25 protein-coding genes are annotated in these 22,427 nt (G+C 63.2%); 12 read left to right on the top strand and 13 right to left on the bottom strand.

Features of this window, described 5'->3' with window-relative positions; genetic code table 11:
- The 3 genes from ngg to J4D28_RS16965 all read left to right on the top strand — a co-directional run bounded on the left by ngg (nucleotide 1) and on the right by J4D28_RS16965 (nucleotide 3,387).
- Complete coding sequence (gene ngg / locus J4D28_RS16975; RefSeq protein ID WP_103331196.1) at nucleotides 1-1,746, top strand: N-acetylglutaminylglutamine synthetase; 1,746 nt, start codon at nucleotides 1-3, stop codon at nucleotides 1,744-1,746.
- 127 nt (nucleotides 1,747-1,873) lie between these two features.
- Nucleotides 1,874-3,058: an osmoprotectant NAGGN system M42 family peptidase gene (locus J4D28_RS16970; protein ID WP_009050187.1), complete on the top strand. Its 1,185-nt coding sequence runs from the start codon at nucleotides 1,874-1,876 to the stop codon at nucleotides 3,056-3,058.
- Nucleotides 3,059-3,159: 101 nt separating this feature from the next.
- Complete coding sequence (locus J4D28_RS16965) at nucleotides 3,160-3,387, top strand: YheU family protein (RefSeq protein ID WP_007932245.1); 228 nt, start codon at nucleotides 3,160-3,162, stop codon at nucleotides 3,385-3,387.
- A gap of 51 nt (nucleotides 3,388-3,438) precedes the next feature.
- Here J4D28_RS16965 and J4D28_RS16960 read toward each other — a convergent pair whose 3' ends face one another.
- A complete protein-coding gene (locus tag J4D28_RS16960) occupies nucleotides 3,439-3,771 on the bottom strand; it encodes a YnfA family protein (protein ID WP_007932246.1) in 333 nt (110 codons plus the stop codon).
- A 64-nt stretch (nucleotides 3,772-3,835) separates the two neighbouring features.
- A complete protein-coding gene (locus tag J4D28_RS16955; protein ID WP_009050188.1) occupies nucleotides 3,836-4,651 on the bottom strand; it encodes an SDR family oxidoreductase in 816 nt (271 codons plus the stop codon).
- A 303-nt stretch (nucleotides 4,652-4,954) separates the two neighbouring features.
- On the opposite strand from J4D28_RS16955, the gene J4D28_RS16950 reads away from it, so the two are divergent.
- Nucleotides 4,955-5,107: a DUF3309 family protein gene (locus tag J4D28_RS16950; RefSeq protein WP_009045034.1), complete on the top strand. Its 153-nt coding sequence runs from the start codon at nucleotides 4,955-4,957 to the stop codon at nucleotides 5,105-5,107.
- An 80-nt stretch (nucleotides 5,108-5,187) separates the two neighbouring features.
- On the opposite strand, the gene J4D28_RS16945 is transcribed toward J4D28_RS16950, so the two are convergent.
- The 5 genes from J4D28_RS16945 to J4D28_RS16925 form a co-directional block, all read right to left on the bottom strand.
- Nucleotides 5,188-7,281 (bottom strand): LTA synthase family protein, encoded by a 2,094-nt coding sequence (locus tag J4D28_RS16945; RefSeq protein ID WP_009050189.1) that lies wholly within the window; start codon nucleotides 7,279-7,281, stop codon nucleotides 5,188-5,190.
- A 322-nt stretch (nucleotides 7,282-7,603) separates the two neighbouring features.
- Nucleotides 7,604-7,795 (bottom strand): PLDc N-terminal domain-containing protein, encoded by a 192-nt coding sequence (locus J4D28_RS16940; RefSeq protein WP_009050190.1) that lies wholly within the window; start codon nucleotides 7,793-7,795, stop codon nucleotides 7,604-7,606.
- Between the two features lie 98 nt (nucleotides 7,796-7,893).
- On the bottom strand, nucleotides 7,894-8,424 hold the full coding sequence (locus tag J4D28_RS16935; RefSeq protein ID WP_009050191.1) for a hypothetical protein: 531 nt from the start codon (nucleotides 8,422-8,424) through the stop codon (nucleotides 7,894-7,896).
- Nucleotides 8,425-8,538: 114 nt separating this feature from the next.
- Nucleotides 8,539-9,057, bottom strand: a complete 519-nt coding sequence (locus J4D28_RS16930; RefSeq protein WP_063432609.1) for an ankyrin repeat domain-containing protein — start codon at nucleotides 9,055-9,057, stop codon at nucleotides 8,539-8,541.
- A 97-nt stretch (nucleotides 9,058-9,154) separates the two neighbouring features.
- Entirely contained in the window at nucleotides 9,155-10,987 is a 1,833-nt protein-coding gene (locus J4D28_RS16925; RefSeq protein ID WP_028683094.1) for a long-chain-acyl-CoA synthetase, read from the bottom strand.
- Between the two features lie 659 nt (nucleotides 10,988-11,646).
- Between J4D28_RS16925 and J4D28_RS16920 the strand changes: the two genes are divergently transcribed.
- Nucleotides 11,647-11,925: a DUF3509 domain-containing protein gene (locus tag J4D28_RS16920; RefSeq protein ID WP_009045039.1), complete on the top strand. Its 279-nt coding sequence runs from the start codon at nucleotides 11,647-11,649 to the stop codon at nucleotides 11,923-11,925.
- A gap of 95 nt (nucleotides 11,926-12,020) precedes the next feature.
- Here J4D28_RS16920 and mtnC read toward each other — a convergent pair whose 3' ends face one another.
- The 5 genes from mtnC to aroC form a co-directional block, all read right to left on the bottom strand.
- Nucleotides 12,021-12,704: an acireductone synthase gene (gene mtnC / locus J4D28_RS16915; RefSeq protein WP_103331197.1), complete on the bottom strand. Its 684-nt coding sequence runs from the start codon at nucleotides 12,702-12,704 to the stop codon at nucleotides 12,021-12,023.
- A gap of 4 nt (nucleotides 12,705-12,708) precedes the next feature.
- The gene (locus J4D28_RS16910) at nucleotides 12,709-13,254 is read right to left on the bottom strand and encodes an acireductone dioxygenase (protein WP_028683096.1); all 546 of its coding nucleotides are present in this window, start codon (nucleotides 13,252-13,254) and stop codon (nucleotides 12,709-12,711) included.
- 99 nt (nucleotides 13,255-13,353) lie between these two features.
- The gene (locus J4D28_RS16905; RefSeq protein ID WP_103331198.1) at nucleotides 13,354-13,974 is read right to left on the bottom strand and encodes a methylthioribulose 1-phosphate dehydratase; all 621 of its coding nucleotides are present in this window, start codon (nucleotides 13,972-13,974) and stop codon (nucleotides 13,354-13,356) included.
- Nucleotides 13,971-15,119: an MFS transporter gene (locus tag J4D28_RS16900; RefSeq protein WP_096375119.1), complete on the bottom strand. Its 1,149-nt coding sequence runs from the start codon at nucleotides 15,117-15,119 to the stop codon at nucleotides 13,971-13,973. The genes J4D28_RS16905 and J4D28_RS16900 overlap by 4 nt, the downstream gene beginning before the upstream one ends.
- Before the next feature lie 34 nt (nucleotides 15,120-15,153).
- On the bottom strand, nucleotides 15,154-16,245 hold the full coding sequence (aroC, locus tag J4D28_RS16895) for a chorismate synthase (RefSeq protein WP_007932265.1): 1,092 nt from the start codon (nucleotides 16,243-16,245) through the stop codon (nucleotides 15,154-15,156).
- A gap of 141 nt (nucleotides 16,246-16,386) precedes the next feature.
- Between aroC and J4D28_RS16890 the strand changes: the two genes are divergently transcribed.
- Together J4D28_RS16890 and J4D28_RS16885 are read left to right on the top strand one after the other, a co-directional pair.
- Entirely contained in the window at nucleotides 16,387-17,340 is a 954-nt protein-coding gene (locus tag J4D28_RS16890) for an alpha/beta hydrolase (protein WP_103331199.1), read from the top strand.
- A 98-nt stretch (nucleotides 17,341-17,438) separates the two neighbouring features.
- Complete coding sequence (locus tag J4D28_RS16885) at nucleotides 17,439-18,227, top strand: hypothetical protein (RefSeq protein WP_103331200.1); 789 nt, start codon at nucleotides 17,439-17,441, stop codon at nucleotides 18,225-18,227.
- Nucleotides 18,228-18,353: 126 nt separating this feature from the next.
- On the opposite strand, the gene prmB is transcribed toward J4D28_RS16885, so the two are convergent.
- Entirely contained in the window at nucleotides 18,354-19,262 is a 909-nt protein-coding gene (gene prmB / locus J4D28_RS16880) for a 50S ribosomal protein L3 N(5)-glutamine methyltransferase (RefSeq protein WP_009050201.1), read from the bottom strand.
- A gap of 237 nt (nucleotides 19,263-19,499) precedes the next feature.
- Between prmB and J4D28_RS16875 the strand changes: the two genes are divergently transcribed.
- The 5 genes from J4D28_RS16875 (at nucleotide 19,500) to J4D28_RS16855 (ending at nucleotide 22,269) form a co-directional block, all read left to right on the top strand.
- Nucleotides 19,500-20,090 carry a cysteine hydrolase family protein gene (locus J4D28_RS16875; RefSeq protein WP_009050202.1) on the top strand — a complete coding sequence of 197 codons (591 nt, stop codon included), beginning with the start codon at nucleotides 19,500-19,502 and terminating at the stop codon, nucleotides 20,088-20,090.
- A 130-nt stretch (nucleotides 20,091-20,220) separates the two neighbouring features.
- Complete coding sequence (locus J4D28_RS16870) at nucleotides 20,221-20,541, top strand: hypothetical protein (RefSeq protein ID WP_007932271.1); 321 nt, start codon at nucleotides 20,221-20,223, stop codon at nucleotides 20,539-20,541.
- Nucleotides 20,542-20,616: 75 nt separating this feature from the next.
- A complete protein-coding gene (locus tag J4D28_RS16865; protein WP_009050203.1) occupies nucleotides 20,617-21,174 on the top strand; it encodes a Smr/MutS family protein in 558 nt (185 codons plus the stop codon).
- 77 nt (nucleotides 21,175-21,251) lie between these two features.
- The gene (gene folE, locus J4D28_RS16860) at nucleotides 21,252-21,797 is read left to right on the top strand and encodes a GTP cyclohydrolase I FolE (RefSeq protein WP_003204506.1); all 546 of its coding nucleotides are present in this window, start codon (nucleotides 21,252-21,254) and stop codon (nucleotides 21,795-21,797) included.
- 100 nt (nucleotides 21,798-21,897) lie between these two features.
- Complete coding sequence (locus J4D28_RS16855; protein ID WP_103331201.1) at nucleotides 21,898-22,269, top strand: glutathione S-transferase N-terminal domain-containing protein; 372 nt, start codon at nucleotides 21,898-21,900, stop codon at nucleotides 22,267-22,269.
- Nucleotides 22,270-22,427: the final 158 nt, after the last annotated feature.

Here is a 22,427-nt window from a genome sequence, read left to right as displayed (position 1 = left end):
ATGAAACCCCACGCCACGGCTTACAGCCAACGCTTGCTGCGCGGTCAGGCGCCCTCCTACGAGCGTCTGCAGGCGCGTTTCGCCGAAGACCGCAGCGCCCTCGGCACCGACCCCATCGCCGTGCACTGCGGCTGGGGCCGGCTGCTGATCGGCCATACCTTTCCCGACCCGACGAGCCTGGCCGAGGAGCTGCTCAACGAACACCCCGGCGAACGCGACATCGCCTTGTATGTCGCCGCGCCGCAGCAGATTCTCGGCCTGGAGCCGACCCAGTTGTTCCTCGACCCGTCGGACACCCTGCGCCTGTGGTTCAGCGACTACCGCCAGGCCACCCGGGTGTTTCGCGGCTTCCGCATCCGCCGGGCGCAGAGCGCGGCGGACTGGCAGGCCATCAACCAGCTGTACCTGGCCCGCAACATGCTGCCGGTCGACCAGAATCTGCTGACCCCGCGCCATGCCGGCGGGCCGGTGTACTGGCTGGCCGAAGACGAAGACAGCGGCGCGGTGATCGGCAGCATCATGGGCCTGGATCACCAGAAGGCCTTCCATGATCCGGAGCACGGCAGCAGCCTGTGGTGCCTGGCGGTGGACCCGCATTGCACCCGCCCGGGGGTCGGCGAAGTGCTGGTCCGGCACCTGATCGAACACTTCATGAGCCGCGGCCTGAGCTACCTCGACCTGTCGGTACTGCACGACAATCGCCAGGCCAAGAGCCTCTACGCCAAGCTGGGTTTTCGCACCCTCTCCACCTTCGCCATCAAGCGCAAGAACGGCATCAACCAGCCGCTGTTCCTCGGCCCCGGGCCCGAGGCGGCGTTCAACCCCTATGCGCGGATCATTGTCGAGGAAGCCCATCGTCGCGGCATCGACGTGCAGGTCGACGACGCCGAAGCCGGGATGTTCACCCTCAGCCATGGCGGCCGCCGGGTGCGCTGCCGCGAATCCCTGAGCGATCTGACCAGCGCCATCAGCATGAGCCTGTGCCAGGACAAGAGCCTGACCCACAAGGTGCTGAAACAGGCCGGGCTGAACCTGCCGGCGCAACAACTCGCGGGCAACGCCGACGACAACCTGGCGTTTCTCGACGAGCATGAACGGGTGGTGGTCAAGCCACTCGACGGGGAACAAGGCCAAGGTGTGGCCGTGGATCTGCGTACCATCGAAGAGCTGCAACAGGCGATCGACAACGCTCGGCGGTTCGACAGCCGGGTGTTGCTCGAGAGCTTCCACGAGGGTCTGGACCTGCGCATTCTGGTGATCAGCTTCGAGGTGGTCGCCGCGGCCATTCGCCGGCCGGCCGAGGTGATCGGCGATGGCCAGCATTCCATCAGAGAGCTGATCGAGGCACAAAGCCGGCGTCGCCAGGCCGCCACCGGCGGCGAAAGCAAGATCCCCCTGGACCACGAAACCCAGCGCACCCTTCAGGCCGCCGGGCATGGCTACGACAGCATCCTGGCGGCCGGCGAACGGCTGTTCGTGCGACGCACCGCCAACCTGCATACCGGCGGCACCCTGGAGGATGTCACCGCGATTCTCCATCCGGAACTGGTGGACGCCGCGATCCGCGCGGCGCGGGCGCTGGATATCCCCATGGTCGGCCTCGACCTGATGGTGCCGGCGGCGGACCAGCCGCAGTACGTGTTCATCGAGGCCAACGAGCGCGCCGGCCTGGCCAACCATGAGCCGCAGCCGACGGCCGAAAGGTTCGTCGACCTGCTGTTTCCCCACAGTCAGCCGGCGATTTGAAAGCCATGTGCTGACAGTACCGGCCTCATCGCGGGCAAGCCTCGCTCCTAACGGCACAGATATTCATGTAGGAGCGAGGCTTGCCCGCGATGACGCACCCACTGGCTCCACTTCACCAGGAGTTTCCATGACCCGATCGATTCCCGAACCGGACCTCAACTACCTGCAGAAAGTCCTCCTGGAAATGCTCGCCATTCCCAGCCCCACCGGCTTCACCGACACCATCGTGCGTTACGTGGCCGAGCGCCTGGAGGAACTGGGCATTCCCTTCGAGCTGACTCGCCGCGGCACCATTCGCGCCACCCTCAAGGGCCAGAAGAACAGCCCGGACCGCGCCGTCTCGGCGCACTTGGACACCATCGGCGCCAGCGTGCGCGCGGTGAAAGACAACGGCCGCCTGACCCTGGCCCCGGTGGGCTGCTGGTCCAGCCGGTTCGCCGAGGGCAGCCGGGTCAGCCTGTTCACCGACAACGGCGTAGTGCGCGGTAGCGTGCTGCCGCTGATGGCCTCCGGGCACGCCTTCAACACCGCGGTGGACGAGATGCCCATCAGTTGGGACCACATCGAATTGCGCCTGGACGCCTACTGCACCACCCGCGCCGACTGCGAGTCGCTGGGCATCGGTGTCGGCGATTTCGTCGCGTTCGACCCCTTGCCGGAATTCACCGAAAGCGGCCATATCAGCGCCCGCCACCTCGACGACAAGGCCGGGGTCGCCGCGTTGCTGGCCGCGCTCAAGGCCATAGTCGACAGCGGTGAGCCGCTGATGATCGACTGCCATCCGCTGTTCACCATCACCGAAGAAACCGGCAGCGGCGCGGCGGCGGCCCTGCCCTGGGACGTCAGCGAATTCGTCGGCATCGACATCGCCCCGGTCGCCCCCGGCCAGCACTCCAGCGAGCACGCGGTGAGCGTGGCCATGCAGGACTCCGGCGGGCCTTACGACTATCACCTGTCGCGGCACCTGCTGCGCCTGGCCACGGAGCACGAACTGCCGGTGCGCCGCGACCTGTTCCGCTACTACTTCAGCGATGCCCATTCGGCGGTCACCGCCGGCCATGACATCCGCACCGCCCTGCTGGCCTTCGGTTGCGACGCTACCCACGGCTATGAACGCACCCATATCGACAGCCTGGCGGCCCTCAGTCGCCTGCTGGGCGCCTACATCCTCAGCCCGCCGGTGTTCGCCAGCGACGCGCAGCCGGCCCAGGGCTCCCTGGACCGCTTCAGCCATCAGCTGGAGCACGACGCACAAATGGAAAGCGACACCCGGGTGCCGTCGGTGGACAGCCTGGTGGGGCAAAAGTCCTGAGGTGATAAGCCCTGAAGTGAAAAGCCGGGCCCCGCGCGAGGTTTGCCTAGCCGCGCGGGGCCCGGCGCAGTAGGATCCGGGATTGTTTGCCGGAGGCCCCTATGCTGATTCCCCATGACCAACTGGAAGTCGACACCCTGACCCGCCTGATCGAAGACTTCGTCACCCGCGACGGCACCGACAATGGCGACGACACCCCGCTGGAAACCCGCGTCCTGCGCGTGCGCCAGGCGCTGACCAAGGGCCAGGCGGTGATCGTGTTCGATCCGGACAGCGAGCAGTGCCAGTTGATGCTCAAGCACGACGTGCCCAAGGAATTGTTCGACTGATCTTCGGCCGGGATCGGGCGCCATGGCGGCGCCCAAAACCCGGCCAGCGCCTCAACCGTTGGTAAAGCGCGGCCCGAACAGAATGATGCTCGCGCCAATCACGCACAGCGCCACCCCGAGCCAGTCCGAACTCAGCGGCCGCACCCGCTCCACCATGCCCAGCCAGCCGATCGAGGCGATGATGTAGATCCCGCCGTACGCCGCATAGGCGCGGCCGGCGTAGCTCGCTTCGATCTTGGTCAGCAACAGGGCGAAGAGCATCAGGCTCGCCAGCGCCGGGACCATCCACCAGGCGCTTTTGCCCTGGCGCAGCCACATCCAGAAGGCGTAGCAGCCGGCGATCTCGAACAGCGCGGCGAGGAAGAACCACAGGTAATTGAGCATGCAAGGTCTCGTCAGGGATGCCAGATGCTGGCAACCCTAACGACGCACAGGGTCAGCGGCAAGCTCAGCTGGCGTTTTGCTTGGCCTTGGCGCGCATCTTGTCGGCCATGAGGGTCATTTCGTCGTACAGCAGTTGCGGGTTCTTCTGCTTCAGGGCCCAGGCCATGCGCCCCTGTTCATGGGGCAGGATCATGAATTCGCCGGCGGCGACCTGGGTGTAGATGTAATCGGCGATGTCCGCCGCGCTGATCGGCGAGCTCTCCAGCAGCTTGCCGACCTGGGCCTTCATCGCCGGGGTCGGGCCGCGGAACGAATCCAGCAGGTTGGTCTGGAAGAACGACGGGCATACCACGTGCACGCCGATTTCCTGCTGGGCCAGCTCGATCAGCAGGCTTTCGGAGAGAGCCACCACACCGGCCTTGGCCACGTTGTAGTTGCTCATGGCCGGGCCCTGCATCAAGGCCGCCATCGAGGCGATATTGATGATCCGGCCCTTGCTCTTTTCCAGCAGCGGCAGGAACGCCTTGCAACCCTTGACCACGCCCATCAGGTTGATCGCGATCTGCCAGTCCCAGTCTTCCAGGGACAACTCGCTGAAGAAACCGCCGGACGCCACGCCGGCGTTATTGACGATCACATCGATGCCGCCGAACTTGACCTCGCAGGCCTGGGCGAAGGCTGTCAACTGGCTGTAGTCACGCACGTCGCAACGTTGCACGAAGCCGTCGCCGCCGGCTTCGCGCACCAGCCTGAGGGTTTCCTGCAGGCCGGGCTCGCTGACATCCGACAAGGCCAACTGCCAGCCTTCGCGCGCCCAGCGCAGAGCGATTTCGCGACCCAGGCCGGATCCGGCGCCAGTGATCATCATGCGATTTTGCATAAGAGTTGCCTTGTTGTTCCGGGAAAGATGAGGCGAGTGTAGCGAAGGATTTTATGCCGCCCACGCACCATCAGATTGCTGAATGCCCCAGGCAAACCGGGGCCTCGGTGCGACTTCCCGCGGTGTTGCAAGTTCAACTCGATGGCCACCGGCAGCAGGTACGAAAGGAAATAGTCCTGCGTGCAAAAAGCATTAAGAAAACTTGGAATCATCCTTGAAAGCCCAGAGTCGGAATGATTAAGCGGTGCGGATTAATTGCCTTGAATCCAGCCGCGCCTTCGATCATCCAATAAGGACAACGACATGGGCACAATCCTGATCATTATTCTGATTCTTCTGCTGATCGGTGGTCTTCCAGTGTTCCCGCACTCCAGAAGCTGGGGTTATGGCCCATCCGGCATCATCGGTGTGGTCCTGGTGGTGTTGCTGATTCTCGTGCTACTGGGCCGGATATAGGCATCGCTCGTTCAAGCTCGGTACTGTTCAACCGTCGAAAAAAAAGAGGCCCGAGGGCCTCTTTTCATTCGCGCGATGAATCAGTCCGGCGTGCCGTGCACCACGCCTGCGGTGTTATCCAGCAGGCTCTTGGTAGCGGTTTGCAGGAAGGCTTCGAGCTTGTGCTTCAACTCGGCGGTACGCGGTGCGTCCGGCACGACTTCGGCATGGGGATTGGCCCCCAGTTCGTACTGGTAGATCTTCGGCGCCATTTCCTTCTCGCGCGGCAGTACCAGGATCTGGTCGGCGGTGACGATGGCGGTGGTCTGCTCGCTGCCCGACGGCTTGATCACGCCAAAGCCGGTATCGCCCTGCGGCAGGTTGAGCAGGTCGCGGCCCCAGCACTGGTGACGCACTTCGCCACCCAGGCGGCCCATGATGGTCGGCACGATATCGACCTGGGTACCCACGGTGTGGTTGCGCTGGCCGAATTTCTCCTGGATGCCCGGGGCGATCATCAGCATCGGCACGTTGAAGCGGCCCAGGTCCATTTCGGTGATCTGGCGCTCGTTGCCGAAACCATGGTCACCCACGATCACGAACAGCGTCTCCTTGAAGTACGGCTCCTTGCGCGCCTTCTCGAAGAACTGGCCCAGGGCCCAGTCGGAATAACGCATGGCGGTCAGGTGTTCGTTCAGGCTGCCACGGTCGGTCACCTTCTCCACCGGCAACGGCGTCGGCAAGGCGTACGGGGTGTGGTTGGACAGGGTCTGCAGCAGGGCATAGAACGGCTTGCCGTTTTCCCGCGCCTTCAACTCTTCCAGGCCACGGTTGAACATGTCCTGGTCGGACACGCCCCAGGTCGGATCGGAGAACACCGGATCGACGAAGTCGTTGCGACCGACGAAGTTGGTCATGCCCTGGTTGCTGAAGAAGCCCGACTGGTTGTCCCAGGCGAAATCGCCGTTGTAGACGTACACGTCGTCATACTTGCGGGCGCTCAGCACCTGCGGCAGGCCGGACAGCTTGTGGCTGCCTTCCGGGGTCTGCATCAGGTATTCGAAACCCGGCAGGTTGGGGAAGCAGGCCATGGTGGCGAACATGCCCTGGTGGGTATGGGTGCCGTTGGAGAAGAAGCGGTCGAACAGCAGGCCTTCCTTGGACAGTTGGTCCAGGTACGGGGTGATGTTGCCCGGAGCGCCCAGGGCGCCCACCGAGTGACCGGCCATGCTTTCCATCAGGATCACGACCACGTTCTTGATCGGCAGGGTCTTGTCGGCCGGTGGCGTGTAGTCGCGGCGCACGGCGGCGATATCGGCGTCCACCAGCTTGTCGTCCGGCATCACCAGCAGGTCGCGCACCACTTGCTGCGCCTCGGGCTGCGGCAGGGTGGCTTTCCAGATATTGCTGCGGTCTTCGCCCATCCGGCTCTTGGCCGCTTCGACCAGCGACAGCGTGCCGTTGAGGCCCAGCTGGTTGGCGAAGTTCGATTCGGTGGTGTAGACGTCACCCCAGCGCAGCGGCGGGCCCTGGCGCAGGGTGCCGCGGGCGGCGACCACGCAGACCAGCAGGCAGACCACGAATACGCCGATACGGGCGTACCACGGGGCGACCTGCCGGGTGCCGATGCTGCCGCCGCTGAACGGGCCGCGTGGCCGGGTCGCGCGGTCGGCGCCCTTGAACGCCAGGCTCAGCAGCCAGGTGCCGAGCGCCCAGGCCAGCAGGTAGCGCACCACCGGGAAGCCGTACCAGAGCATGCTCATCACGGTTTTCGGGTCTTCCTTCACATACTGGAAGACCAGGCCGTTGAGGCGCTGGTGGAACTCGCGGTAGAAGTCCATCTCCATCAGGCCGAGGAACAGCGCGATGCTCGAAACGATGGTCAGCCAGAAGCGGAAGAAACCGCGAGCCGCCATGGCCCGGGCACTGAACAGGGCCAGCAGCAGCGGGATGCTGAGGTAGACCACCAGGCGCACGTCGAAGCGCAGGCCGTTGGCGAAGGCTTCAAGGAAGGTCGAGGCCGGTGTGTCGAGGATCATCTCGCGGTTGTAGACCAGCAGCGCCACGCGCAGCAAGGACAGCATGACCATCATGGCCAGCGCGCAGAGCAGCGTATAAGCCAGATGCGATTTGACGGTCGGTTGCAGCAGGCGACTCGAGGCTCGCTGCTGACTCAGGGCGTCCGGGTTTGCCATATCGTTTTAGGACCCAATGGAAGTTGAAGTTGCGAAAAAAATGCAGCTGCGCTTTGCCCTCTTGTAGCCATTCAGGGCTGGGGGGATGGCGCGGTGCGCAAATGTTGCACGATCAGCAGCGGCATTGCCATTGATTACTGGCAGGCGCCCTCACCCGGCCGGCAATGGCCAGAGTCAGGGATCGCAACCGGAGATCGCACGGGGTGCAGCGGAAAAACAGCGCTGGCGAATTGTCATGGAGACTTTGTGAAAATTTCGTGCAGCGCATATTTGGTCACATAAAAAAGGGCCTGGCGGCCCCTTTTCGAACCCGCGCCAGCCTTCAGAACCTCACGTTACCGCGCGGCCCGGCAATCGCCCAGATGATCAGGCCCAGAACCGGCAACAGGATGATCAGCAGCACCCAGAGGATTTTCATCCCGGTTTCGGCACTGCTTTTTAGCACATTGATGATCGCCCAGATGTCCAGCGCGAGGATGATCAGGCCGACCAGCGTATTGAAGGTGGAACCCATGGTGTCGCTCCTAAGTGAGGGCTTGCCCACTTAGGATAGCCGGCCAGCGCCTGGGTTCCTTTTTATCGCCCGCGCGGTCAGGTCCGTGGCTCGGCAGCTCAGACGTGAACCGCGACCTTGAGCGCTTCCAGGGACGGAGCGGCGGCGATACCGGCTTCGGCGCACAGCTCCAGCACGCGCGGCACATCGTTGCCGTAGACCAGTACCACTTGCAGCTCGTCGTCCAGCAGCTGGCTGAAGTTCATCAGCACGTAGCCACCGTTTTCCGGGTTCATGCTGCCCATCTGGATCTGGATGCGGTTGAGCGCGGTCAGGGCCTCGGTCTTGGCCAGTTGCTTGGGCTTGATGTTGAACGCCACGCCCGGGCCGAAAGACGCGACGATCTGCGCGAACAGGTCCATGTAGGTGTCGGCCTGGAACAGCACGGTTTCCGGCAGGCTGCCGACCACCACCCATTCGCCCAGCGGGATCGGGAAGCTGTCGTCGTAGTTGATGTCCGGGTTGGCGGCCAGGAAGGCCTGGGGATCGGCGTAGGCCTGGGCGGCCTCGTCGGCGATCCGCAGGATTTCTTCTTCGCCCATGCAGCCGGAGCTGATTTTGGTGATGAGTTCGGCGAGGACGGTTTTCATGGGCGAATCCTGTTACGGGTCAATGGCGGGCGCGCAGGATAGCCTAAACCCGCCCCGCGAACCTACCGCCGCGACCAAGGCCTGGCCTTGGCCCGGCGGCATGCGCCATTCAGCTCAGCCCAGCAACTTCTGCAACTGCGCGGTGGTGTCGACGGCGCCCATGGTCTTCGCCGCGTCCAGTGCGCTCACGCCGTTGGCGTCGGTGGCTCGCGGGTTGGCGCCCTTGCCGATCAGGTAGTCGACGATTTCCGTGCGGTTGAACATCGCCGCCATCATCAGCGCGGTACGCCCGTCGAAGGACGAACCTTCCACCTCGGCGCCGCCTTCCACCAGCGCCTTGACCACTGCCAGGTCGCCCTTGAAGGCCGCGCCGGCGATCGGGCTCTGGCCGTTGTCGTTACGGATCTCGGGGTCGGCCTTGTGCTTGAGCAGCACCTGCACCGCGTCCACATGCCCGTAGTAGCTGGCCAGCATCAGCAGGGTGTCGCCCTTGTGATTGCGCAGGTTGACCGGCAGACCGCTGCTCGCCAGCTTGTCGAGCATCTGGGCGTCGCCTTGACGGGCGACGTTGAAGACCTGCTCGGTAAACGCGGCGGCTTCTTCTGCGGTCATCTGGCGGCTGTTGTCTGACATCGGGAACTCCACTTTCGGCCAATCGGAAAGCCGCTAGTGTCCCCAAGCGCCTCCAGCCCTGTCATCCCTTTTTTCTCAAGAGCGGCCATAGCCAGAATCAATAACGGTGCCGGCCGGCACAAATATCCGCCAGGACCGCCTCCGTGACCTGGACGTAGGTCGCCGATCCCGGCAACCAGGCGTACACCGGGTCGCCGCCGGTTTTCGACGGGTCGAAGGCTTCTTCCTTGAGCCGGGTCTTCTGGTACTTGAAGGTGCCGGTGGTCTCCATTTTCACCTTGACCCGCAGGAACAGCGGCACCGCGTAGCCCGGCAGATGCTCGCGGGCGAACTGCAACAGCTCGGTGAAATCCAGGGTCGCCAGGGACTCGGCCGGAGTGATCGCCGCCATCCCGGCGCGACCGTTGGTGTTGTGCACCTCGACGCCATAGGCCACCGCCTCGGCGACCTGCGGATGTTGCAGGAGGATGTTCTCCACCTCGGTGGTGGAGACGTTTTCGCCCTTCCAGCGATAGGTATCGCCCAGGCGATCGATGAACTGCGCATGGCCAAAACCGATATCGCGCAGCAGGTCGCCGGTATTGAAGTAACGGTCGCCCTTCTCGAACACGTCGGTGAGGATCACCTTCAGGTTCTTTTCCGGCTCGGTATAGCCGTCCAGCGGCGCCTTGTCGTCGATCTTCGCCAGCAGCAAGCCCTGCCCGCCCCGGGCGACCTTCTGCATGAAACCCGAGCCGTTGCGGATCGGCGCACAGGTGTCGTGGGCGTACTCCACCAGCGCCCAGGGCGCCAGGGAAAAGCCCACGGTATTGTCGAAGTTGAGCACGTTGGTAAAGCCGATATTGCCGTCGCTGGCGGCATACAACTCGCAGATATGCTCGACGCCGAAACGCTGTTTGAACGCCCCCCACACGCCGGGGCGCAGGCCGTTGCCGACCATCTTCACCACGCTGTTGTCACGGTCGTGCTCGCTGGCGGGCTGGTCGATCAGGTAACGACACAGCTCGCCCACGTAGCCGATGGTGGTGGCCTTGAACCGGCGGGCATCCTCCCAGAACCGGCTGGCGCTGAACTTGCGGCGAATGGCAAACCCCGAGGCCCCGCTGATGGCCGAGCCCCAGCACACGCACAGCCCGGTGGCGTGATACAGCGGCAAGGTGCAGTAGAGGATGTCGGCCGGCTGCATATCGAGGGCGATCATGCCGAAGCTGGCCGAGGTGCGCATCCAGCGGCCATGCTTGAAAATGCCGGCCTTGGGCAGCCCGGTGGTGCCCGAGGTGTAGATATAGAAGCACGGATCGTCGAGGTAGATCCGCGCGGTGCTCGGGGGGTTGCCCGAGTCGCTGGCGGCGCTGGCGGCCATCAGGTCGATGCAGCCGGCGGGCGTTGGCCCGGGCGCCACATCTGGGTCGGCGACGAACCAGGTACGCGCCTCGTCGATGGCGACCTGGTCGCGAATCGCCGAATAGGCATCCAGCAGTTCGACGCCGACGATCATCGCCACCGGCTTCACCAGGTTCACGCTGTGCACCAGCACACTGCCGGTCTGCGCGGTGTTGAGCATGGCGCAGATACCGCCGAGCTTGGCCACCGCCAGCACGCTCACCAGCAACTCGGGACGGTTCTCGACGAAGATCGCCACCACGTCGCCCTTGCCGATGCCCTGGCTCGCCAGGTAATGGGCGATCCGGTTGGCCCACTGGTTGGCCTGTGCATAACTCAACACCCGGTCGCCATACAGCAGCGCCGGGCCGTCAGGGTTGCGTTGCGTGGCCTGCTCGAAGGTCCAGCCCAGCCCGCAGGGCTGATCGGCACGCTTGACGTTGGCTATCTGCATGCCCTTGATGACCCGCGGCAACGCCCGGGCGATGGAGGGCAACTTTCGCAGCATCATGCCCCAGGTGATCATGTCGTGCTGACGAGTGCTCATGACGGCTCCTGTTCGACGCAAAAGGATCCTGCACGGGCCAGACCGGCAGGCAGACAAGGGTCGATGGGGCTATTCGGCTGGGGGCCGAGGGCGGGCCGCCACGGCAAACTGGAGAAGAACAGGGGGCAAGCTATTGGCAGTAATACAGAGCATGGCGTTCATGGATGACGTCCTATTTTCTTATTATCAGGCGCCTGCGACCCAGAGGATCACGACGCATGACTGTCCATGTCGGTGAAGCGTCTGATTGACTTGTACAGCCCGGAACATCGAGGCTTGGGGCTTTGCAAAAGGATCGCGGCAAAGCCTGTTGCTGGCGAAAAAATACGTCAGCGCTTCTTGGCCTGTACACGGAGTTTTTGCAAAGTTTTGTATCTCCCCCGTGATGCCGGCTTCCTCGCACTCGAGGGCCGGGCTTGCCGGCTGAATCTTTTGCGTGAACCGCCAGTCACAGGGTTACGCCCCTGCCCTTGCCCACGGCGCCGATCTCGCAAAATGCAGGATGCACGATGGCCATTCATGCAAATTGCACGGACACGTAAATCACAAAAAATAGTAAACGACTGATTTATAAAGATTTTTTAAAAATACAGTACTGGCACAATCACTGCACCTATCACTCCAGGTTTGCCATTCAAGAACCAATGGAGCTGATAGACATGAGCCTGATCCAAGAAAAATTCGCTTCCCTGTTCTCCAACTACGAAGTGACCACTCAGCCACGGCCCGATGGCGGCATCCTGCTGACGCTGCGTAACAGCGAAGGTAAACAGCTCAAGCGCTCGATCTCTTATGCGCAGTTGCATGCGGGCGATCAGCTGTCGTGGGTGATCAGCGCGTTGCGTCGCGACCTGGCTGAACAGGCCAGCGAATTGCCACAGATTTCCCTGCTGCAAAGCCAGAACCGTTTTGCCCTGCCGTCGTATCACTCGCTTTAAATCCGTACCGCTGCGGATTCGCGGTGACAACGCAGACATGACGGATAGCCCCAATCAGGCCGTGCCAGCCTTACGCTGACACGGCCTGATTGCTTTCAGAAACGCTGCGGATCGATCTCGGCGAAGCTCGCCACATTCGCATGCCCCGCCAACACCCCGCCTTCGCGCACCAGGCCGCAGGTGGCCAGGCCGGCGGACTTGGCCGCATCCAGTTCCTGGACGACATCGGACAGAAAGAGAATCTGCCCAGGTGCACAACCGATGGCCTGGGTAATGCGCTGGTAAGATTGCACTTCGCGCTTGGGCCCGGAAGTGGTGTCGAAAAAACCGCTGAACAGCGGCGCCAGGTCCCCGGCAGTGGAGTGACCGAAAATCAGCTTCTGCGCCTGGATCGAGCCCGACGAATAGACGTACAACCGATAACCAGCCTGATGCCAGTGCTGCAACGCCGCCGCCGCATCCGGGTAGACATGGCCCTTGAGCTGCCCGGCCCGGTACCCCTGCTCCCAGACCATGCCTTGCAAGGCCTTGAGTGGCGTGGCCTTGCGATCTTCCGCGATCCAGCCCAGGAGGATCTCGATCACCCGCTCGACATCCGCCGCCGGCTCGCTGCTGGCCTCACGCACCGCCTGCAACTGCTCGGCGACATCGGCCCGGGTGGCGTGCTTGCGCACGAAGTCCGGCAGTTGCTGCACCGCGTAGGGGAACAGCACCTCGAAGACAAAACTCACCGCGCTGGTGGTGCCTTCGATGTCGGTGAGAATGGCCTTGATCGGCATCCGCTCAATCCTCCAGAAGCGGGAACTGGCTGGCGATATCGGAACCGGTGAAGTTGGCGACCCAGCCTTGCGGGTTGTTGAACATGCGGATCGCCACCAGGTACGGGTTCTCGCCCATGTCGAACCAGTGCGCGGTACCGGCCGGCACCGAAAGCAGGTCGTTCTTCTCGCAGAGCACGGCGTACACGTAGTCGCCGATGTGCAGATTGAACAGACCACGACCGGCGACGAAAAAGCGCACTTCGTCCTCAGCGTGGCGGTGTTCGTCGAGGAACTTGGCGCGCAGCTCGGCCTTCTGCGGGTGATCGCTATTGAGGCTGATCACATCGACGCTGATGTAGCCGCGTTCGGTCATCAGGCGGTCGATCTGTTCCTGATAGGCGCCTATCACTTCCTCCTGGCTGGCGCCCGGCTGGATCCTGGTGGCGGCTTGCCAACGATCGAAACGCACGCCCTGCTCGGCCAGGGTCGCGGCGATATCGTCGAAATGGGTCAGCACCTTGTTCGGCAGGTCCGGGCTGGATACGTGGTAAACGGACAGGCTGCTCATCTTGGCAATTCCTCGTTATCGGCAGTGCCCTCCGGCTTTTTCCAGGCCGGCCAGGCAGTGCATGTCATCAGGCGGTGGCTACTTCAGTCGAAGAAAGCCTTAACGGTTTAACAGGGCGCGAGTCTTCAGCTCGCACTCGAACAGGAACTCGAAGGCCTCGATCTGGCGCTGCGCGTCACTCATGCGCGCGCCCCAGGTATAGAGGCCATGACCGCGAATCAGGTAGCCAACGCAATCGGCATGGGCGTCGAGCCAGGGCTGGACCTTGCTCGCCAGCCGGGCGATGTCCTGATCGTTGTCGAAAATCGGCACGCGCACCCGCGACTCGTGGCTGGCAATGCCGGCAAAGGCCTTTTGCAGCTCGTAACCCTCGAACTCGATGAAGTCCTCGGCGGTCAGGCGCGACAGCACCGTGGCATTCACCGAATGGGTATGCAGCACGGCGCCGATCTGCGGGTTCCAGTTGTACAGCTGGGTGTGCAACAGGGTTTCGGCCGACGGTTTTTTACCCGGCTCCAGGCTGTTGCCCGCCAAGTCGGTGACCAGCACGTCATCCAGGCCCAACTGGCCTTTGTGCTTGCCCGAGACCGTGAGCAATACCGCGCTTGGCGACAGGCGCGTGGAATAGTTGCTGCTGGTGGCCGGGGACCAACCGCGGGCATACAGAAAGCGCCCGACCTCGATGATGTCCTGTGCCAGCTGTTCGCGGCTAAGGCTCATGGCCTCTCCTCTTGCATACGTGTGGCAATGATAACGGCTGCCGCCAGCGCTGCGAGGCTTGCAATACTAAAGGTCAATGTCGCGCCCAGGGCGTTCCAACTGTAGCCGGAATACAGCGCGCCCAATGCGCCGCCGGTGCCGGCCAGGGCCGCGTACAGGGCCTGGCCCTGGCCCTGCTGACGGTCACCGAAGCTGCGTTGCACGAAATGAATGGCCGCGGCATGAAAGCTGCCGAAGGTCGCGGCATGCAGCACCTGGGCAAACAACAGCAGCCACAGGTGCTCGGCAAAGGCGCCCAACAGCAGCCAGCGCAGGGCCGCCAGCAGGAAACTCGCCAGCAGCACCCGCCGCACCGAAAAGCGCGAGAGAATCCAGCTCATCGCCAGGAACATCAGCACCTCGGCGACCACCCCCAGCGCCCACAACAAGCCGATCAAGCCGCGGCTGTAGCCCAGGTGTTCCAGGTGCAGGGTCAGGAAGGTGTAGTAAGGACCGTGGCTCATTTGCATCAAGGCCACGCAGGCATAGAAGGCCAGCACGCCGGGGCTGCGCAGTTGGCCAAGAAAGCCTCCAGCCGCCAGGCGACTGCCCTGGGCCACTGGCTGGGCATTGGGCACCCAGGCGCTGCTGAGCACGATGCCGGCCATGATCAACACCAGCGCCGCTGGGTAGATATCCAGGCTCAGCCACTCGAACAGCCGCCCCAGCGCCACCACCGTGAGGATGAAACCGATCGAGCCCCATAGGCGGATCTGGCTGTAGCGGGCGGTCTGGCCTTGCAGGTGCGCCAGGGTGATCACTTCGAACTGCGGCAGTACCGCATGCCAGAAGAACGCATGCAGGGCCATGACCATCGCCAGCCAGGCGTAGCTCTTGCTGACGAAAATCAGCGAAAAGCTCAGCAACGTGCAGATCGCGCCAAAACGCACAATGGCCAGGCGCTGGCCGGTGTAGTCGCCGAGCCAGCCCCAGATATTCGGCGCCACGCAGCGCATGAGCATGGGAATCGCCACCAGCTCGCCGATGCGCGCGCTGGAAAACCCCAGGTGATCGAAATACAGCGCCAGAAATGGCGCGGTCGAACCCAGCAAGGCGAAATAGAACAGATAGAAACTGGAGAGCCGCCAGTACGGGAGCGCCGCCACGGCCGTCAGACCGTGGCGACTGGCAGGGACGCCATTACAACTGGCCCAGCACCGGCGTGCTGACGCGCACGTCGGCGTTCTGGCCACGGTGACGCAGCAGGTGATCCATCAGCACGATGGCCATCATGGCTTCGGCGATCGGCGTGGCGCGGATGCCGACGCACGGGTCGTGACGCCCCTTGGTGATGACGTCCACCGGGTTACCGTCGATGTCGATCGAGCGGCCCGGGGTGGTGATGCTGGAGGTCGGCTTGAGCGCCAGGTGCGCGACGATCGGCTGGCCGGAGGAAATCCCGCCAAGGATGCCGCCGGCGTTGTTGCTGAGGAAACCTTGCGGGGTCAGCTCGTCGCGATGCTCGGTGCCACGCTGGGCGACACTGGCGAAACCGGCGCCGATCTCCACGCCCTTGACCGCGTTGATGCTCATCAGCGCGTGGGCCAGCTCGGCGTCCAGGCGGTCGAAGATCGGCTCGCCCAGGCCCGGCATCACGCCCTCGGCGACCACGGTGATCTTCGCCCCCACCGAGTCCTGATCGCGACGCAGCTGGTCCATGTAGGCTTCCAGCTCCGGCACCTTGTCCGGGTCAGGGCTGAAGAAGGCGTTGTCTTCCACCGAGTCCCAGGTCTTGAACGGGATTTCGATCGGGCCCAGCTGGCTCATGTAGCCCCGCACCACGATGCCCTGGCTGGCCAGGTACTTCTTGGCGATGGCCCCGGCCGCCACGCGCATGGCGGTTTCCCGCGCGGAGCTGCGACCACCGCCGCGGTAGTCGCGGATGCCGTATTTGTGGTGGTAGGTGTAATCGGCGTGGGCCGGGCGGAACAGGTCCTTGATCGCCGAGTAGTCCTTGGACTTCTGGTCGGTATTGCGGATCAGCAGGCCGATGGAGCAGCCAGTGGTCTTGCCTTCGAACACGCCGGAGAGGATTTCGACTTCATCGGCTTCCTGGCGCTGGGTGGTATGGCGGCTGGTGCCGGGCTTGCGCCGGTCCAGGTCGCGCTGCAGATCGTCCAGCGACAGCTCAAGACCCGGTGGGCAGCCGTCGACAATGGCGACCAACGCCGGACCATGGCTTTCGCCCGCGGTGGTGACAGTGAACAGCTTGCCGTAGGTATTGCCAGACATGCGGGACGCTCCGTGAAATCAGCCGAAATAACTCAATCTGGATTACTGAGCGCGCCAGTATACGCAGCCTACCCAACTAGTTCATCCTCGAACCTTATCCGTGCCGGGAAGTCCAACCGGCACCTTCTCCATGATGGCGTGATGATGCTGCGAGTTCTTCTCTTGAGCCTTACCCTGTTCACCGGCCTGGTCCACGCGGCCGTGCTGCAACGTCCCATCAGCCTGGACACTGGCAATGGCGAGTTATACGGCTCGCTGCTGTTGCCCAAGTCCGACGCCCCGGTGCCGGTGGTGCTGATCGTCTCCGGCTCCGGCCCTACCGACCGCGATGGCAACAACCCCGACGGCGGGCGCAACGACAGTCTCAAGCGCCTGGCCTGGGTACTGGCCAAGCACAACATCGCCAGCGTGCGCTACGACAAGCGCGGCGTGGCCGCGAGCCTTGCCGCCACCCCGGACGAACGCAACCTGACCCTCGACGCCTACGTCGCCGACGCCGTGGCCTGGGGCAAAAAACTCAAGGCCGACCCGCGCCTGGGCCCGTTGATCATGCTCGGCCACAGCGAAGGCGCGCTGATCGCCACCCTGGCGGCGCCCCAGGTCGATGCGGCGGCAGTGATTTCCATCTCCGGCACCGCCCGCCCGGTGGACCAGGTGCTGCGCCAGCAATTGAGCTATCGCCTGCCGGCACCGCTGATGCTGCGCAGCAACGAACTGCTCGACAGCCTCAAGGCCGGCCGGGTCGACACCGACGTGCCGCCGCCGCTGGAAGTGATCTTCCGCCCCAGCGTGCAGCCGTACCTGATCACCCTGTTCAAAGAAGACCCGGCCGCCGCGTTCGCCCGCCTGAAAATGCCGGCCCTGATCATCCAGGGCAGCAACGATATCCAGGTCGGCGTCGACGACGCGCGGATGCTCAAGGTCGCCAAGCCGGATGCCCAGCTGGCGCTGATCGAGGGCATGAACCATGTGCTGCGCATCGTGCCCAACGACGTCAAGCGGCAACTGGCCTCCTACAAGGACCCGCAACTGCCCCTGGCCTCGGAACTCGGCAGCCGCATCATCGGTTTTATTGACGGACTTCACGCCCGTTGACGCGTTTTCCCCTCCAGTCCTGAAAAAAACGGCCGATAAGCCTTTGCCGGCCGTTCACTTGCCGTCGGCAAGTAGCGCTTGGACAGGATCTCGCCGTTATGACCGATACCCAGAACCCTCCCGAAACCGAGGTTGAAAACCCCGCTCCCGAAGCCGTGGTGTTGCCGTGGGCGGATGTCCACGCCGAGCATCACCGGATGCTTCGCCTGGCCCCGCTGCAAACCGATCGCGCCACGGGCGGACGGCCGCTGCGCTTTATCGAGTTCGGTTATGCCGAGCGCAGCAACAAGGAGCGCAGCCTGTTGCGCATGACCCTCCAGCTGCCGGGCCAACGGGTGCGCAAGGAACAGAATCACCTGGATGTATGGGTCGACCATACGACTCGGCGGGTGCGCTTCGAACCGGAAAACCTGCAGATCGAGCCGGCGAACCGTGGCATCGGCCGCTTTCTGTTGGCGCAGGGGGCGAGTTGGGCGCAGAAGAAATGGCCACACTACCGCGTGGACGGTTTCGAACTGGCGAACAAGGATGCGCTGAACGAGGCCACGCGCCTGCGACGCGATCATTTCCTGAGGGTCCAGGGTTTCGATGTGGTTTACGCCGATGCCCAGCATCTCAAGGGCAGCGTCAAGGATGTGCAGGTCGGCGAACTGCTGGCCAACTGGAACACCGAAAAACTGCAATTCGTCGAGATCCTCGAAGCCGCGCAGATGCTGCAACAGGCCGAGCAGAACCTCGAAGAGCAGGAAGTCAAACTGCGCAAGCACGAAGAAAAGGTTGCCAAGTACAAGCGCGAAGACACCGGACTGCGCTTTACCATCACCTGCCTGGTGGCCTTTGCGGTGTTCCAGGCCGGGTTGCTGATCTGGATCGCGACCCACCGCTGATTCCAGACTTACGCGGATACCTGTAGGAGCGAAGCTTGCTCGCGATAGCGTCCGTCCAGGCACACCCCGGTGCCTGGATCGCGGGCAAGTCGGATCGCCGCCCGCTCGCTCCTACAGAAACGCCGATCAGACCCGGGAGCTGAACAACGCCTGGTGCTGCCGGCACTGCTCGGCGGTGAGCATGAACACGCCATGGCCGCCGCGCTCGAAGTCCAGCCAGGCGAAGTCGACTTCCGGGTACAGGGCTTCGACATGGACCTGGCTGTTGCCGACCTCGACGATCAACAGGCCCTTCTCGGTCAGATGATCCGCCGCCTCGGCCAGCATGCGCCGCACCAGGTTCAGGCCATCGTCGCCACAAGCCAGGCCCAGCTCCGGTTCATGCTGGTACTCCTCGGGCATGTCGGCGAAGTCCTCGGCATCCACATACGGCGGATTCGACACGATCAGGTCGAAACGCTGGCCCGGCAAGCCCTCGAAACCGTCGCCCTGCACCGTGAACACCCGCTCATCGACGCCATGGCGCTCGATGTTCTGGTTCGCCACCTCGAGGGCTTCGAACGACAAGTCGGCCAGCACCACTTCCGCATGGCGGAATTCGTAGGCGCAGGCAATGCCGATGCAGCCGGAACCGGTGCACAGGTCGAGAATCCGCGCAGGCTCGGCGCCCAGCCAGGGTTCGAAACGTTTTTCGATCAGCTCGCCGATCGGCGAACGCGGGATCAGCACACGCTCGTCGACAATGAACGACAGGCCACAGAACCAGGCCTCGCCCAGCAGGTAGGCGGTCGGCACGCGCTCTTCGATGCGCCGCTTGAGCAGACGCTGCAGATTGACCAGTTCGTCATCTTCCAGCGCGCAGTCCAGATAGCTGTCGGCTATTTCCCACGGCAGGTGCAAGGCACCCAGTACCAACTGGCGGGCTTCGTCCCAGGCGTTGTCGGTCCCATGGCCGAAAAACAGATCCTCCCCATGAAAGCGGCTGACAGCCCAACGGATGTGGTCGCGCAGGGTGCGCAGGCGGGAAGTGATCACGGGACAGACTCCTGAAAAAACGACTGGCGATTCTAACAGCCAAAACGTCTGAGGACGACGCATGAAAAATCTGAGTCTGCGGGACGTCCAGGCGGTTTTCCCCGCATTCGACCCGATTCTCCATAGCCCTTGACACGGCTGTAGGCCAGCAACCACGCACCTTACGTTAGTAGCGATTCACAGAAGCGCTCCGCCAGAGGACAATGTCGCAAAAGCCCCACTCACAGGAGCCCCAGAATGTCCGTTCCAAAGACGATGTTTCAACTCAGCGGTCGTGGTTATGCAGCGGCTAATTTGAGCCACGCGACCCTTGTGATCATCGACGCCCAGAAAGAGTACCTCAGCGGTCCGCTGGCCCTGTCCGGCATGGACGCCGCGGTCGCCAACATCAAGCAACTGGTCGCTGCCGCCCGCTCCGCCGGCCGCCCGGTTGTGCACGTGCGCCACCTCGGCACCGTCGGCGGTCTGTTCGACCCCCAGGGTGAGCGCGGCGAATTCATCCCCGGCCTCGAACCCCAGGGCGACGAGACCATCATCGGCAAGCTGCTGCCGAGCGCCTTCCATGGCACCGAGCTGGAAAAGCGCCTGCAGGACCTGGGCTCCCTGGACCTGATCGTCTGCGGTTTCATGAGCCACTCCAGTGTCAGCACCACCGTGCGCGCGGCGAAGAACCTGGGCTTTCGCTGCACCCTGGTGGAAGACGCCTGCGCCACCCGCGACCTGCCCTACAAAGGCGGCATCCTCAGCGCCGAGCACGTCCAGCAGACCGAAATGGCCATCATGGCGGACAACTTCGCCACCCTCGCCCTGACCAAAGATCTGATCTGATCGACCTGCAATGAGCGGTCCACGGGCCGCTCATCCGTAAAAGCCTCTCATTTGCCGTAATTGCCTTAGCCTCAGGAACCACCCGGTCATCTTTCGGTCGAAGGGCCGATACCCATTGAGGAAGGTCGGAATGAAGATATCCGATGGTTTTGACGCACGTCGTCTGCGGCCCAAAGGCCCGCGGAACTGGCGTTTGCGCCTGGGCGCGGGATTCTCCGCGTTGCTGGCGACCTTCGGTGTGCTGCTGGCGATGGCCGGGGCCGCCAGCCTGTTGGGGCGCCCTCCGGCGCTGGGCGAATTGAATGCAAGTCCGGCAGGTTCCGCGGTGATTCTAGCGGTCGGTCTGTTACTGCTGTATGTCGGCGTCTGGCTGTGGCGTCGCTGCCGGCGCCGCATGCGCCAGCCGCAGACCTTGAACATGGCTCCACACCTGATGAAGAAACATGACTGAATCGATGGCAACACGTTTTGTCCCGCCCCTCTCCCTTCGAGTTGGGTAAACTGCTCGGTCTTCGCGGAGGCTGACATGCAAGACGACGATTTTTCCCTGTTCAAAAGCGCGATCCAAGGCGTCAAGCCGATCAAGCACGATCGCGCCGAAACCGGCAAACCCAAGGCTGACCGGGCGCAGATCGCCAAGCTGCGCCAGGCTGCCAGCGTGCGCACCGAGACCACGACCGTCGACGGGCTGTCCGATCAGTTCGTGATCGACGTCGGCCCGGAAGACGAGTTGATGTGGGCCCGCGACGGGGTTCAGGAAAGCCAGATGCGCAAGCTCAAGGTCGGCCAGATCCCTTTCGAGGGCAGCCTCGACCTGCACGGCATGAACGTGGAAAAGGCCCGGGAAACCCTCTGGGCGTTCCTCGCCGAAGCCACCAAGTTCGAAATCCGCTGCGTGCGCGTCACCCACGGCAAGGCCGTGCGCCTGGACGGCAAGCGGCCGATGATCAAGAGCCACGTCAACACCTGGCTGCGCCAGCATCCCCAGGTGCTCGGCTTCACCTCGTGCCAGGCCAGGCACGGCGGCGCTGGGGCCGTTTATGTGATGCTCAAACGCACCATGATGGAAGGTCGCGACGAGTAAAGCCGCTTCGTCGCGCTTGCAGCGTCGAGTCCGCCACCGTACCCTTGCCCTTTGCGTAAAATCCCACAGGTAGTTTCATGTCCCTGGAACAGAATTACACGGCGATCCTCGGCCAATTGGGCGAAGACGTCTCCCGCGAGGGCCTGCTCGACACGCCAAAACGTGCCGCCAAAGCCATGCAGTACCTCTGCCGCGGTTATGAACAAACGCTGGAAGAAGTCACCAACGGTGCCTTGTTCAGCTCCGATAACAGCGAAATGGTGCTGGTCAAGGACATCGAGCTCTACTCGCTGTGCGAGCACCATCTGCTGCCTTTCATCGGCAAGGCTCACGTCGCCTACATTCCAAGCGGCAAGGTGCTGGGCCTGTCGAAAGTCGCGCGCATCGTCGACATGTACGCGCGCCGCCTGCAGATCCAGGAAAACCTCAGCCGCCAGATCGCCGATGCGGTCCAGCAAGTGACCGGCGCCCTGGGCGTCGCGGTGGTGATCGAGGCCAAGCACATGTGCATGATGATGCGCGGTGTGGAGAAGCAGAACTCGTCGATGATCACCTCGGTGATGCTGGGCGAATTCCGCGAAAACGCGGCGACCCGCAGCGAGTTTCTCAGCCTGATCAAGTAATCGGCTGCCCGAAAGAACCGGCGTTCATCGCCGGTTTTTTTTCGCCTGGCAAAAATCAGGTAAGCTGCCGCCCCTTCTTTCATGGGCAAGAGGCAATATCGTGATCGTCAAAGCGCTTCGAGTCGGCCTGGGCCAGCTCATCATCTTCATCGACTTCATCACCCGCCCACGCAAGCAGCAGCGCCCCGCCGCGGCCCAAACCCAGGTCGAACAGGCCGCCAAGGGCCTGACCCTGTACCAGTTCCACGCCTGCCCCTTCTGCGTGAAAACCCGTCGCACCCTGCACCGCCTGAACGTTCCAGTGACCCTGCGTGACGCGAAAAACAACGAGCAGGACCGCCAGACCCTGCTGGAGCAAGGCGGCAAGATCAAGGTGCCGTGCCTGCGCATCGAAGAAAACGGCCAGACCACCTGGATGTACGAGTCCAAGGTGATCATCGATTATCTGGACAAGCGCTTTGCAACAGCTTGAATGGTTGGTGGCGTTCTGAAGGACGTCAGCACGGGCAAGCCTCGCTCCTACAGGTTTACGACCGAGTTTCTGTAGGAGCGAGGCTTGCCCGCGATAGCGCCAGAACAGCCCCCACAAGAACCAGACCATAAAAAACCGACCCAAGGGTCGGTTTTTTG

The sequence above is a fragment of the Pseudomonas sp. GW531-T4 genome (assembly GCF_017349615.1).
Lineage (GTDB): Bacteria > Pseudomonadota > Gammaproteobacteria > Pseudomonadales > Pseudomonadaceae > Aquipseudomonas > Aquipseudomonas chlororaphis_I.
This window is presented reverse-complemented; position numbering and strand designations above follow the sequence as displayed.

Excerpts from the sequence above, each read along its gene's own strand:
- ngg (WP_103331196.1), top strand. The coding sequence starts at position 1 with ATGAAACCCCACGCCACGGCTTACAGCCAACGCTTGCTGCGCGGTCAG.
- J4D28_RS16970 (WP_009050187.1), top strand. The coding sequence starts at position 1,874 with ATGACCCGATCGATTCCCGAACCGGACCTCAACTACCTGCAGAAAGTC.
- J4D28_RS16965 (WP_007932245.1), top strand. The coding sequence starts at position 3,160 with ATGCTGATTCCCCATGACCAACTGGAAGTCGACACCCTGACCCGCCTG.
- J4D28_RS16960 (WP_007932246.1), bottom strand. The coding sequence starts at position 3,771 with ATGCTCAATTACCTGTGGTTCTTCCTCGCCGCGCTGTTCGAGATCGCC.
- J4D28_RS16955 (WP_009050188.1), bottom strand. The coding sequence starts at position 4,651 with ATGCAAAATCGCATGATGATCACTGGCGCCGGATCCGGCCTGGGTCGC.
- J4D28_RS16950 (WP_009045034.1), top strand. The coding sequence starts at position 4,955 with ATGGGCACAATCCTGATCATTATTCTGATTCTTCTGCTGATCGGTGGT.
- J4D28_RS16945 (WP_009050189.1), bottom strand. The coding sequence starts at position 7,281 with ATGGCAAACCCGGACGCCCTGAGTCAGCAGCGAGCCTCGAGTCGCCTG.
- J4D28_RS16940 (WP_009050190.1), bottom strand. The coding sequence starts at position 7,795 with ATGGGTTCCACCTTCAATACGCTGGTCGGCCTGATCATCCTCGCGCTG.
- J4D28_RS16935 (WP_009050191.1), bottom strand. The coding sequence starts at position 8,424 with ATGAAAACCGTCCTCGCCGAACTCATCACCAAAATCAGCTCCGGCTGC.
- J4D28_RS16930 (WP_063432609.1), bottom strand. The coding sequence starts at position 9,057 with ATGTCAGACAACAGCCGCCAGATGACCGCAGAAGAAGCCGCCGCGTTT.
- J4D28_RS16925 (WP_028683094.1), bottom strand. The coding sequence starts at position 10,987 with ATGAGCACTCGTCAGCACGACATGATCACCTGGGGCATGATGCTGCGA.
- J4D28_RS16920 (WP_009045039.1), top strand. The coding sequence starts at position 11,647 with ATGAGCCTGATCCAAGAAAAATTCGCTTCCCTGTTCTCCAACTACGAA.
- mtnC (WP_103331197.1), bottom strand. The coding sequence starts at position 12,704 with ATGCCGATCAAGGCCATTCTCACCGACATCGAAGGCACCACCAGCGCG.
- J4D28_RS16910 (WP_028683096.1), bottom strand. The coding sequence starts at position 13,254 with ATGAGCAGCCTGTCCGTTTACCACGTATCCAGCCCGGACCTGCCGAAC.
- J4D28_RS16905 (WP_103331198.1), bottom strand. The coding sequence starts at position 13,974 with ATGAGCCTTAGCCGCGAACAGCTGGCACAGGACATCATCGAGGTCGGG.
- aroC (WP_007932265.1), bottom strand. The coding sequence starts at position 16,245 with ATGTCTGGCAATACCTACGGCAAGCTGTTCACTGTCACCACCGCGGGC.
- J4D28_RS16890 (WP_103331199.1), top strand. The coding sequence starts at position 16,387 with ATGATGCTGCGAGTTCTTCTCTTGAGCCTTACCCTGTTCACCGGCCTG.
- J4D28_RS16885 (WP_103331200.1), top strand. The coding sequence starts at position 17,439 with ATGACCGATACCCAGAACCCTCCCGAAACCGAGGTTGAAAACCCCGCT.
- J4D28_RS16875 (WP_009050202.1), top strand. The coding sequence starts at position 19,500 with ATGTCCGTTCCAAAGACGATGTTTCAACTCAGCGGTCGTGGTTATGCA.
- J4D28_RS16870 (WP_007932271.1), top strand. The coding sequence starts at position 20,221 with ATGAAGATATCCGATGGTTTTGACGCACGTCGTCTGCGGCCCAAAGGC.
- J4D28_RS16865 (WP_009050203.1), top strand. The coding sequence starts at position 20,617 with ATGCAAGACGACGATTTTTCCCTGTTCAAAAGCGCGATCCAAGGCGTC.
- folE (WP_003204506.1), top strand. The coding sequence starts at position 21,252 with ATGTCCCTGGAACAGAATTACACGGCGATCCTCGGCCAATTGGGCGAA.